The organism is Janthinobacterium sp. SUN073, from assembly GCF_030397665.1.
In the GTDB taxonomy this organism is placed as follows: Bacteria; Pseudomonadota; Gammaproteobacteria; order Burkholderiales; family Burkholderiaceae_D; genus Janthinobacterium.
The window spans coordinates 185,048-196,870 of sequence record NZ_JAPUBT010000011.1; the positions used below are offsets into that span (position 1 = coordinate 185,048).

At 63.1% G+C, this 11,823-nt stretch carries 11 protein-coding genes and 1 rRNA gene; 9 read left to right on the plus strand and 3 right to left on the minus strand.

Features of this window, described 5'->3' with window-relative positions:
* Positions 1–4: 4 nt before the first annotated feature.
* From O0882_RS24255 to O0882_RS24285, 7 genes are read left to right on the plus strand one after another with little or no spacing between them, the layout of a single operon-like run.
* Positions 5–460 carry a chemotaxis protein CheW gene (locus O0882_RS24255; protein ID WP_289952229.1) on the plus strand — a complete coding sequence of 152 codons (456 nt, stop codon included), beginning with the start codon at positions 5–7 and terminating at the stop codon, positions 458–460.
* On the plus strand, positions 457–1,689 hold the full coding sequence (locus tag O0882_RS24260) for a protein-glutamate O-methyltransferase CheR (RefSeq protein ID WP_289952231.1): 1,233 nt from the start codon (positions 457–459) through the stop codon (positions 1,687–1,689). The genes O0882_RS24255 and O0882_RS24260 overlap by 4 nt, the downstream gene beginning before the upstream one ends.
* A gap of 9 nt (positions 1,690–1,698) precedes the next feature.
* Complete coding sequence (locus O0882_RS24265) at positions 1,699–2,385, plus strand: chemotaxis protein CheW (RefSeq protein WP_289952233.1); 687 nt, start codon at positions 1,699–1,701, stop codon at positions 2,383–2,385.
* Positions 2,382–4,667, plus strand: a complete 2,286-nt coding sequence (locus O0882_RS24270; protein ID WP_289952236.1) for a hybrid sensor histidine kinase/response regulator — start codon at positions 2,382–2,384, stop codon at positions 4,665–4,667. The genes O0882_RS24265 and O0882_RS24270 overlap by 4 nt, the downstream gene beginning before the upstream one ends.
* 10 nt (positions 4,668–4,677) lie before the next feature.
* Positions 4,678–5,730, plus strand: coding sequence for a chemotaxis-specific protein-glutamate methyltransferase CheB (gene cheB / locus O0882_RS24275; protein WP_289952237.1), 1,053 nt, complete (start codon positions 4,678–4,680; stop codon positions 5,728–5,730).
* A gap of 10 nt (positions 5,731–5,740) precedes the next feature.
* A complete protein-coding gene (locus O0882_RS24280; RefSeq protein WP_289952238.1) occupies positions 5,741–6,766 on the plus strand; it encodes a diguanylate cyclase in 1,026 nt (341 codons plus the stop codon).
* 24 nt (positions 6,767–6,790) lie between these two features.
* Positions 6,791–7,105 carry a pyrimidine/purine nucleoside phosphorylase gene (locus O0882_RS24285; protein ID WP_289952241.1) on the plus strand — a complete coding sequence of 105 codons (315 nt, stop codon included), beginning with the start codon at positions 6,791–6,793 and terminating at the stop codon, positions 7,103–7,105.
* Here O0882_RS24285 and murB read toward each other — a convergent pair whose 3' ends face one another.
* Entirely contained in the window at positions 7,106–8,134 is a 1,029-nt protein-coding gene (murB, locus tag O0882_RS24290; RefSeq protein WP_289952242.1) for a UDP-N-acetylmuramate dehydrogenase, read from the minus strand.
* A 185-nt stretch (positions 8,135–8,319) separates the two neighbouring features.
* On the opposite strand from murB, the gene O0882_RS24295 reads away from it, so the two are divergent.
* On the plus strand, positions 8,320–8,805 hold the full coding sequence (locus O0882_RS24295) for a YajQ family cyclic di-GMP-binding protein (protein WP_010396032.1): 486 nt from the start codon (positions 8,320–8,322) through the stop codon (positions 8,803–8,805).
* A 183-nt stretch (positions 8,806–8,988) separates the two neighbouring features.
* Positions 8,989–10,248, plus strand: a complete 1,260-nt coding sequence (locus O0882_RS24300) for a nitronate monooxygenase (RefSeq protein ID WP_071078790.1) — start codon at positions 8,989–8,991, stop codon at positions 10,246–10,248.
* A 53-nt stretch (positions 10,249–10,301) separates the two neighbouring features.
* Here the strand turns inward: O0882_RS24300 and O0882_RS24305 are convergent, their stop codons facing one another.
* The gene (locus tag O0882_RS24305; protein ID WP_289952249.1) at positions 10,302–11,600 is read right to left on the minus strand and encodes a leucine-rich repeat-containing protein kinase family protein; all 1,299 of its coding nucleotides are present in this window, start codon (positions 11,598–11,600) and stop codon (positions 10,302–10,304) included.
* A gap of 110 nt (positions 11,601–11,710) precedes the next feature.
* Positions 11,711–11,823, minus strand: a 5S ribosomal RNA gene (gene rrf, locus O0882_RS24310).

The following is an 11,823-nucleotide window of genomic DNA, read 5'->3' on the forward strand; positions in this document are numbered from 1 at the left end:
CCCCATGAAAGTGCTGCTCTTTCACATCGGACGCGACCGCTATGGCCTGCCCCTGGCCGGCATCGTGCGCGTGCTGCCGCTGCTGGAACTGAAACAGTTGCCGCTCACGCCAGACTATGTGGCCGGCCTGATGGACTTGCACGGCACGCCCGTGCCCGTGATCGACCTGTCGCGCCTGGCCGGGCTGCCGGCCGCCGCCGCGCAGTTCGACACGCGCATCGTCATCGTCGACTACCGCGCGCCTGGCGGCGCCACCCATGCGCTGGGCTTGATGGCCTCGCAGGTGCGCGGCATCGCCGACATCGACCCGCAACAGCTTGAAGACAGCGGCGTGGCGACGGCGCCGTTCCTGGGCCAGGTGGCCAGCGACGCCGACGGCATCGTGCAGCTGGTCGAGCTGGCACACCTGCTGCCGCCCGACGTGCGTGCGCTGCTGTTTCAAGACGCGAGCGCGGCATGACGGCACAAGCCCTGCTGCGCCGCGTGACCGGCCTGTCCGTCTCCAAAGCCGTGGCCGAGCGGGCCGTGGGCCAGCGCATGGAGCAAACGGGCTTTGGCGATAGTGCAGCCTACCTGCAGGCGCTCACGCCGGCCGAAATGACGCAGCTGATCGAACTGGTGGTGGTACCGGAATCGTGGCTGTTCCGCGACCCGCAGGCGTTTTACGCCACCGTCGAACTGGTGCAGGAACGCTGGGCGCGGGGACGCGCCACGCGCATCCTGTCGATCCCGTGCGCGGGCGGCGAGGAACCGTATTCGATGGCCATGGCGCTGCGCGACGGCGGCGTGCCGAAACAGGCGTTCAGCATCGACGCGTATGACCTCAGTCCCGGCTGCATCGAGCGTGCGCAAGCGGGCGTGTATGGCCGCAATGCCTTCCGCGCGCAGGACGTGGCCTTCCGCGAGCGCTATTTCACGCACGTGGCCGACGACGCCTACCGCATCATCGACGCCTTGCGCGAACAGGTGACCTTCAGGCAGGGCAATTTGCTGCAGTTCGATACCGCCACCTATAGCCGCCACTACGACGTCATCTTTTGCCGCAACCTGCTGATCTACTTCGACAAGCCGACCACGCGCGCGGCCATCGCCAACCTGTCCGCCCTGCTGGCCGACGACGGCATGCTGCTGGCCGGCTATGCGGAAGTGCCGTCGTTCTGCCAGAACGGCTTTGCACCGCTGCAGTTCCGCCAGGCCTTCGCGCTGAAAAAGGAAGCCACGCCACCGGCCGCCGTGATCCAGGTGGCCGCCCTGCCGCCGACGCGCGCGCTGCGCAGCGTGCCGCCCGCGCCACGGCCCGCGCCGACGCGCGCCGTCCCTGCTCCTGTGGCGCGTCCGCGCCCCGTACCGGTGCAGGCGCCGCAGCCACCTGCGGATCTGCTGGCCGAAGCGCGCCTGCTGGCCGACCGTGGCCAGTTGCGCGAGGCGGGCGAAAAATGCCACGCCCACCTGGCGCGCGTGCCCGAGGCGGCGGAAGCGTATTTCATGCTGGGTATGATCAATGAACTGGCCGGCAAGATGGACCTGGCCGACGATTACTGGCGCCGCTGCATCTATTTGCAGCCGGACCATTACGAGGCGCTGTGCCACCTGTCCCTGCTGGCCGAACGCAATGGCAACCACACGGCCGCCGCAACCCTGAAGGCGCGCGCGGCGCGCATCTACCAGCGCCGCCAGGCGTCCAACTAAGGGGCAAGCATGACCAACCTCATCGCCACCGAGTCCCCCGCCGCCATCGACGACTGCTGGAACCATATCGGCGTGGTCGGCGACCAGAGCTGCCCCAAGCTGCCAGCCAACGTGCATTGCCGCAATTGCGACGTGTATGCGGGCGCCGCCCAGCGCAACCTGCAGCGGCCCGTGGACGCACATTACCAGCGCGACTGGGCCAGCCACTTCCGCCAGATCGATACGGGCGGCGAAGTGCGCGACAGCTCGGCGCTGGTGTTTCGCATCGGCCGCGAATGGCTGGCGCTGCCCACGCGCGTGTTCGACGCCGTCGCGCCGCAGGCTAAACCGCACGTGCTGCCGCACCGCAGCGGGCGCGGCCTGTCTGGCATCGTCAATATCGGCGGCAAGCTGTATCCGTGCATGTCGCTGGCCAGTTTGCTGGGCATCGACGAACAGGGTGCGCCGCCGGCCCGCGGCCGCCACACCTTTGCGCGCCTGCTGCTGATGCGCTGGGAAGAGCAAGCCTACGCGCTGCCCGTGGCCGACCTGCACGGCATCGTGCGCTACGCCTCAAGCACCGTGCAAGCGCCTGCGGCCACCATCAACAAGGGCCTGTCGCGCTATCTGTCTGGTGTCATCACCGAGGGCGACATGCGCATCGGCTGCCTGGACACGGCGCTGATCGGCTTTCAACTTGCGAGACTATTACGATGAGCCAGGACCAGCACGGCGACCTGAGTGCCTTTTCCATGCTGGACCTGTTCCGCATGGAGGCGGACAGCCAGACCCAGATTCTCACCGATGGCTTGCTGGCCATGGAGCGCCATGCGGGCGACGCGGCCGCCGTCGAATCGATGATGCGCGCGGCGCACTCGATCAAGGGCGCGGCCGCCATCGTCGGCCTGCAAGTGGTGGTGCAACTGGCGCACGGCATGGAAGACAGCTTTGTCGCCGCCCAGCATGGCCGCTTGAAACTCACGCCGGAGCGGGTCGACGTGTTGCTGTCGGGCGTCGACCTGATCGTGCAGCTGTCACGCCTGGACGATGCGGGCGCCGAAGCGTGGCTGGCCGCCAATGCGACGCAGATCGACCAGACCCTGAACGCCATCGCCGGCATCGCCGAGCTGCCGGAGCTGCCGGCCCTGCCCTCGCTGCCTTCGCCTGTGCCGTCGCTTCCCGCCGAACTACAAGCGACGGTGGCCGGCGGCCTGGCGGGCGAGGAAGTGGAGTCGGCAGCCGCGCCCGCACCGCGTGCCGGCGCACCAGCCAAGGCCCAGGCGCAAAACTTCGACAAACTGCTGTCGCTGGCCAGCGAATCGCGCATCAATGCGCACCAGATGCACCCGTTCATCGGCGCCCTGCAGCGCTTCAAGCGCAACCAGAGCAGCCTGTTTTCCGCCATCGAACAGCTGCATGAGGCCATTGCCCGCTCGGGCGACCCGGGCCTGATGGAAAAATCCCTGCTGGCGCTGCACAAGACGCAGCCCCTGAAGCAGTTCATGCTCGAGCACATCGCCGACATCGAAACCTATGAGCGGCGCCTGCTGGCCGTCTCGCAAGGCATGGTCGACGAAGTGCTGGCCCTGCGCATGCGCCCTTTCCGCGAGGGCATCCACGCGTTCCCGCGCATGGTGCGCGACCTGGCGCGCAGCCTGGGCAAGGAAGTGCAGCTGGAGATCGACGGCGAAGACACGCTGGTCGACCGCGACATCCTGGCGAAGATCGAAAGCCCGCTGAACCACATGCTCCGGAATGCCATCGACCATGGTATGGAAGGCCCGTACGAGCGCATCGACGCGGGCAAGGCCGCAATGGGCACGATACGCATGGAAGCGCGCCACCGCGCCGGCATGCTGAGCATCGAGATCAGCGACGATGGGCGCGGCGTCGACCTGGAAAAAATCCGCCAGTCCGTCATCGAACGCAAGATGGCCAGCCCCGCCATGGCCGCCGCGCTGTCGCCGGGCGAGCTGCTGGAATTTTTGTTCCTGCCCGCCTTCAGCCTGAAAGCGACGGCCAACCAGTTGTCCGGACGCGGCGTGGGCCTCGATATCGTGCACGAGACGATACGCCAGCAAAATGGCACGGTGCGCCTGGAATCGGAGCCGGGACGGGGGTTTCGCGCCCTGATTACCCTGCCGCTGACGCAGTCGATCGTGCGCGCGCTGGTGATCGACATCCAGGGCGAGGCCTACGCCATCCCCATCGTCAAGGTGGAAAGCGTGGTGCGCGTGCCGCAAGCGGCGATCCATACCCTGGAAAACAAGCAATTCTTTGAACTCAAGGGCGAGCATCTGGGCCTGGTGTCGGCGGCGCAGGTGCTGGAGCTGGGCGAAACGCCCAGCAGCGCCGACGATTTGCCAGTAGTGGTGATCGGGCGCGGCAAGCAGAGCTATGCGCTGGTGGTCGACGCCATCCGCGGCGAGCAAAGCCTGGCGGTGCAGGCCATCGATCCGATCTTTGGCAAGATGCGCGACATTTCCGCCGCCGCCCTGCTCGACGACGGCGAGCCGGTGCTGATCCTCGACGTGCCCGATTTGCTGCTATCGATCGACAAACTGCTGCACGAGGGCGGCCTGCACCAGCTGGCGCAGGCCGGCCACGCGCAGCAGCGCCGCGCCAAGCGCATCCTCGTCGTCGACGATTCGCTGACGGTGCGCGAAATGGAGCGCAAGCTGCTGCTGGCGCGCGGCTTCGAGGTCGACGTGGCCATCGACGGCATCGACGGCTGGAACGTGGTGCGCAGCGGCGAGTATGACCTGGTGATCACCGACGTGGACATGCCGCGCATGGATGGCATCGAACTGGTCTCGCTGATCAAGAAGGACCTGCACCTGCACAAGCTGCCGGTGATGATCGTCTCGTACAAGGACCGCCCGGAAGACCGCGCGCGCGGCCTGTCCGCCGGCGCCGATTATTATCTGACCAAAGGCAGCTTCCACGACGAGACCTTGCTCGACGCGGTGGCCGACCTGATAGGAGATGCCCGCTTATGAGTCGTACTTCATGAAAATTGCCATTGTCAACGATGTCGCCATGGCCGCCGAAGCTCTGCGCCGGGTAGTGGCCAGCACGCAGGAGCACCAGGTGCTGTGGATCGCCCGCACGGGACTGGAGGCCGTGCGCATGTGCGAGGCCAACCGTCCCGACCTGATCCTGATGGACCTGAACATGCCGGAGATGGATGGCGTGGAAGCGACGCGCCTGATCATGGAGCAAAGCCCGTGCGCCATCCTGGTGGTCACGGGACGCCCGCAGGACAATGTCAACCAGGTGTTCCGCGCGCTGGGCGCCGGCGCGCTCGACGTCACGGCCACGCCCGTGCTGCAGGGGGAAGTGGGCGGCGACAGCGAACTGCTGGCCAAAATCAAGACCATCGGCAAGCTGATACGCCACAGCACCGAAGCGCCGCCGCCGCGCCAGGCAAACGGCAATGGCGGCGAACGGGGCGACGGCCAGGTATCGACCCTGCTGGCCATCGGCGCCTCGACGGGCGGGCCGTCAGCGGTAGCCAAGGTGCTGTCCGGCTGGACGGCGCCGCCCGGCTGCGCCATCGTGGTGGTGCAACATATCGATGAAACCTTCGCCTCGCACTTCGCCAAATGGCTGGACGATCAATTGGAGATGCCGGTGCGCGTGATCGCCGAGGGCGACGAACTGGTGGCAGGCAGCGTGCTGGTCGCCAAGACCAATGACCACCTGCTGCTAGATCAAAATTATCGTTTGGGTTACGATGCGGCACCACGCGACTATGTTTACCGTCCTTCCGTCGATGTCTTCTTTCATTGCGTGGCACAGCACTGGCGCGGCGATGCCATCGGCGTGTTGCTCACAGGCATGGGCCGCGATGGCGGCGATGGCTTGCTGGCCATGCGCCGCGCGGGCAAGACGACGATAGCGCAAGACCAGGCCAGCAGTGCCGTGTATGGCATGCCGCGCGCGGCAGCCGAACTCGATGCAGCGCAGCAAATCCTGCCATTGGATAGAATAGGCGCCAGCCTGCGCAACCGCCTGGGCGCAAAACTCAACAATGGGTGGGAGTCCTCCCCTAACATCTGAAAAGAATGCAATGCCAGAATTTTCCTCCAGTTTCACCCTGCATGAGCCCGCATTGACCGAATTCAAGGTCAGCGTGCTGCTGGTGGACGACCAGTTGATCATTGCTGAGGCAATCCGGCGCATGCTGAGCGACCAGCAGGATATCGAGTTTCATTACGTGACCGACGCCACGCAGGCGCTGGACACGGCGCTGCGCTTGCAACCGACCGTCATCCTGCAAGACCTGGTGCTGCCGGGCATCGACGGCTTCGCGCTGATCCAACTGTACCGCGAACACGCGGCGCTGGCGCATGTGCCGGTGATCGTGCTGTCGGCCAAGGATGACCCGAAACTGAAGGCCCACAGCTTTGCCGTCGGCGCCAATGATTACGTGGTGAAACTGCCGGACCGCCTGGAATTGCTGGCGCGCATACGCTACCATTCCAATGCGCACATCAGCCGCCTGCAGCGCGACCAGGCATTTCGCTTCCTGCGCGAAAGCCAAAAAAACCTGGCCGATGCGAATATTGAATTACAGAAACTCGCCGCCCTCGATGGCTTGACGGGCATCGCCAACCGCCGTCGCTTCGATGAAACCTTGCAATTCGAATGGCAGCGGGGCCAGCGCGACAAGACGCCGCTGAGCTTGCTGTTCTGCGATATCGACCATTTTAAAAGCTATAACGATCACTTTGGCCACCTGGCGGGCGATCTGGGCCTGAAAAAAGTCGCCGCCGTGCTGACGGAACATCTGAAACGCCCGGCCGACCTGGCAGCCCGCTATGGCGGCGAGGAATTCGCCCTGATCCTGCCGGAAACAGAAGCGGCCGGCGCGTTGCTGATCGCCGAAGCGTGCCGGCGTCACCTGGAGGGCTTGCAGATCGAGAACCCGGCAACAAGCTCGGGCATCGTCACCATCTCGATCGGCGTGGCCACCATCGTGCCGTCCCCGGACTCGACGGTCGAGCAACTGATCAACCGCGCCGACCAGGCACTGTACGCGGCCAAGCGCGGCGGACGCAACAGCGTGTTGAGCGCCGCTGACGTCGAAGACTGATTTTTAACTGAAGGAAAGTGAAGCATGAGCACACAACTGGACAATGTCAGCGTCGTCAAAAAGTCGAATATCTACTTTGACGGCAAGTGCGTCTCGCACAATGTCATCCTGGCCGATGGCACGAAGAAAAGCGTGGGCGTGATTTTCCCGTCATCGCTGCGCTTCAACACGGGCGCGCCGGAAACGATGGAAATCGTCGGTGGCCTGTGCAAGATCCGCCTGGCCGACGCGACGGAGTGGAACAGCTATGCCGCAGGCACGCAATTCAAGGTGCCGGGCAATAGCCATTTTGATATTGAGACGCTGGAGACGCTCGATTACGTCTGCCATTTTGCTTAATTAAACAAACACAGGCTCGGGCGACAGGCGCACGCCATATTTCGCCTCTACATCATCCTGTATCGCTGCCGCCAGCCGGGTAATGTCCGCGCCACGAGCGCCGCCATTATTCACCAGAACCAGCGCCTGCTTGGGATACACTCCCGCGGGCCCCAGGTTTTTTCCCTTCCAGCCACACTGATCAATCAGCCAGCCGGCCGCCAGTTTTTCCGTGCCATCGGCTTGCGCATGGTGCACCAAGGTGGGGAAACGTTCCAACAAGGCAAGACATTGCTCTCGCGACACCACGGGATTCTTGAAGAAGCTGCCCGCATTGCCGATCACGGCCGGGTCGGGCAATTTACGCCGGCGTATCGCCATCACCGTGTCGGCCACCTGTTGCGGTGTCGGTTCGGCAAGATGGCGCTCGGCCACGGCCTGCGCCAGTTCCGCATAGCGCAAGTTCGGCTGCCACTCGGCAGGCAAGGCAAACGTCACTTCCAGCACGATCAGCTCGCGCCCGTCCGCCTGCTTGAAGATGCTGTCGCGGTAAGCGAAACGGCAGGCGTCGCGGTCCATGTCGAAGACGATGCCGCTGGCGCTGTGCATGACGCTCACGCTATGCAGATAATCCTTGATTTCAACGCCATACGCGCCAATATTCTGGATAGGGGCCGCGCCCACGGTACCGGGGATCAGCGACAGGTTTTCCAGCCCGCCCACGCCTTGCGCCAGGGTCCACTGCACGAAGTCGTGCCAGTTTTCACCGGCGGCTGCCGTGACGAGGATGGTCTCGAAGTCCGCCTGCGCCAGGCGCATGCCGCGCGTGGCCATGTGCAGCACGGCACCGGGAAAGTCGCCCGTGAGGACGATGTTGCTGCCGCCGCCCAGTATCAGGCGCGGCATGGCGGACAAGGCGGGATCTTGCAGCGCGGCCTGCAATTCGGCTTGCGAAGTGATGCGTACGTAGGCGGCCGCGTTGGCCGTGATGCCGAAGGTATTCAGGCGCTGGAGGGAGTAATTATGTTCGATGGTGAGCTCTGGATGCATGGGATAGGGGAATTTTGCTCGATTATAGAGCGAAAGCGACAAAAAACCACCTCAGGACAAGGGCGACTTGCCCGTTGTCCGTTAAAATGTCGCATCTTTAACAGGGCCGTCCCATGGCGCAGAATCAGCCGCCAAGGCCCAGTGCGCCGAGCGCGCGCTCGCTTTAACAAGAAAAGGAACAGACCATGCCATCATTTGATGTAGTCTCCGAAGCCGATATGATCGAAGTCAAGAATGCCGTCGAGCAATCCAACAAGGAAATCACGACCCGCTTCGACTTCAAGGGCAGCGACGCCCGCGTCGAACACAAAGAAAACGAATTGACCGCGTTTGCGGACTCGGAATTCCAGCTCAGTCAGGTGCGCGACGTACTGACCAACAAATTGACCAAGCGCAAGGTCGATGTGCGCTTCCTCGACGAAGGCGACATCAAGAAGATCGGCGGCGACAAGGTCAAGCAGATCATCAAGATCAAGAATGGTATCGAATCGGATGATGCCAAGAAAATCGTGCGCGTCATCAAGGACAGCAAGATGAAGGTACAAGCGAGCATCCAGGGTGAAGCCGTGCGCGTCACGGGCGCCAAGCGCGACGACCTGCAGGCGGCCATGACCATGCTGCGCAAGGACGTGCCCGACATGCCGCTGGAATTTAACAATTTCCGCGATTAATTTCGATGCGGCGCGCGATCCGGCCCGCGCTTGCACCAGCATGCTGGCAAGCCGCCCCGGAGAGCCTGCCCGCTTGGGGTAGAATTGAAGCTGCGCACAGCTACATGCGCCCGCGCGCCCGACCGGCAGCGGGCTTGACCGTACATCTGGCTCAGTGATAACCACGGTAGTCTAAGGATAGCAATGAAACGTGTTGATGATTTCCGCCTGCGATTTGGCAAAAAAGAATATGTGCCCATCATGATAGGCGGAATGGGTGTGGATATTTCCACCTCGGAGCTGGCCCTGGAAGCGGCCCGGCTGAACGGTATCGGCCATATCTCCGATGCCATGGTGGAAGACGTGTCGGATCGCCGTTTCGACACCACCTTCGTCAAAGACAAGACGAAACTGTACAAGTTCAACATCAATAATAGCGACAAGGCCGTGGTGCAGTTCGACCTGGGCCGCCTGGCCGAAGCGCAGCGCCTGCATATCGGCCGCACCATGGAAGCGAAAAAAGGCGATGGCTTGATTTTCGTCAATTGCATGGAAAAGCTGACCATGAATGGCCCCCGTGAAACCTTGCGCGTGCGCCTGAATGCGGCGCTGGATGCGGGCATCGACGGCATCACCCTGTCGGCCGGCTTGCACTTCGGCTCGTTTGCACTGATCGCCGACCATCCGCGTTTCCGCGATGCCAAGCTGGGCATCATCGTCTCGTCCGTGCGCGCCCTGCAGATTTTCCTGCGCAAGAACGCCAAGCTGGACCGCCTGCCCGACTTCATCATCGTCGAGGGACCATTGGCCGGCGGCCACCTGGGTTTCGGCATGGACTGGGCCAATTACGACCTGCACACGATTACCGCTGAAATCCTCGCCTACCTGAAGACGGAACAGCTGGATATCCCGCTGATCGCCGCCGGCGGCATTTTCACGGGCAGCGATGCCGTCTCCTTCCTGGAAGCGGGCGCAGCTGGCGTGCAAGTGGCGACGCGCTTCACCGTCACCGAGGAATGCGGCTTGCCAAACAAGGTCAAGCAGGAATACTACAAGGCCTCGGAAGAAGACATCATCGTCAACGGCGTCTCGCCGACGGGCTACCCGATGCGCATGCTGAAGAACACGCCCGCCATCGGCGCCGGCATCCGTCCAGGCTGCGAATCGTATGGCTACCTGCTCGACGCGACGGGCAATTGCGCGTACATCAACTCGTACAACCGCGAAGTGGCGGCCCATCCGGAACAAAAAACCGTCGTCGTGATGGACAAGACGTGCCTGTGCACCCACATGCGCAACTTCAACTGCTGGACCTGTGGCCATTACACGTATCGCCTGAAGGACACCACGCACAAGCTCGACAACGGCGAATACCAGATCCTGACGGCCGAACACGTCTTCAAGGACTACCAGTTCAGCGTCGACAACCAGATCGCCCTGCCGGAAAAAGCAGTCCAAGGCTGAATATGCTCAGCTTGAAATAAAAATGGCGCAGCCTGCGAAGGCTGCGCCATTTTTTATGCGGGAAGCATGTTTCGCAATGCCCGCTCGATCACCTCGAACTGTGGCCGCCGCAATACCTCTTCCTGCAGGCAAGCATCCATCATGGCCTGCAGGCCGGGCAAGGGCGTCGCGCAATGCGCGATCAACTCGCCCAGCAGCACGCCAAAGGCGCGCGCCTCTATACCCTGCAGCAAGTCCCCTTGCGGCGTACCGGGCGCAAACATGGACGCCGCACCAAAGTCGCCCAGCAGGCAAGCGCCACCATCCGCATGCAGGATATTGTGGCCATACAAATCGCCATGCACGATGCCACGCGCATGCAACTGGCACACAGCCGAGGCGATGCCATGGGCAATGGCCAGCGCTTGCGGCGCATCAAGGCGCACGCCATCGGCATACACATCGCGCGTGCATGACGCCAGGCTGGGCGGTCCCGCCAGGTTGCGGAAAGCGGCATCGATGAACGGCATGACGAGTCCAGGCGCCCCTTGCGGATGCCCGTCCAGGGTGCCCAGGATGGGAATCAGGCCCGCGTGCGCACCCGCGCCGACACAGGCGGCCATTTCGCTGCGCGGCAAGCCGTCGCTGGTCATCGCCCCCTTGAACACTTTGACAGCGACATCATCGCGCCCATCGAGGCGGGCACGGTAAATCACGCCCGATGCGCCCTCGCCCAGCTGCTGCGCCAATGCCAGGCGGGGCCAGGCCACACCCGCCGCGCCGGCATCGGTCAGGGCCGCCAGTTCGCGCACTTCCGTGAACGGGTTACCCGCGTACGCAAACCAGCTCAGGCGCGGCAAAGACAGCAGGCAGTCGGGCAGCGCCGTGAAACGGTTGGCGGCAATGCGCACCAGTTCCAACTGGCGGCAATTGGCCAGGGAGGCGGGCAAGCTGGCCAGGCAATTTCCCGCCAGCATGAGTTTCTGCAACGCACCGCGCTTGCCCAGCTCATCCGGCAAGACTTCGATGGCATTGTCGGTCAGGGTCAGCCAGCGCAGCCTGGGCGGCAAGGCTGCGGCTGGCACATGGTCGATCCTGTTCGCCTTGAAACCGATCATTTCCAGCGCAGGACAGGAACCGAGCACGGTCGGCAAGGTGGTGAACAGATTATCCGAGCAAAAAATGATGCGCAGCTTGTGCAGCCGTGGCAAATCGGCAGGCAGGGAAGACAGCGCATTGCCCGACAAATCAAGGATTTCCAGGCTGTCGGCCAGGTCGAATATCTCACGGGGGAAGTCGCTCAAGCCGCAGGACAGCGTCAGGCGACGCACGCCGGCCAGCTGGCCAGTGTGTAATTGTTCCAGTGTATGCACAGCAGACAAGATATCCCTTTCAAAAACCCGGCAAACGCTGGCATCGCTCAATCCAGCGGACGTAAAAAAACCCCCACCGGATCACCGATGGGGGTTTTTTCGAATAACAAGCCTGACGATAACCTACTTTCACACTGGTTGCAGCACTATCATCGGCGCAAAGTTGTTTCACGGTCCTGTTCGGGATGGGAAGGGGTGGGACCAACTTGCTATGGTCATCAGG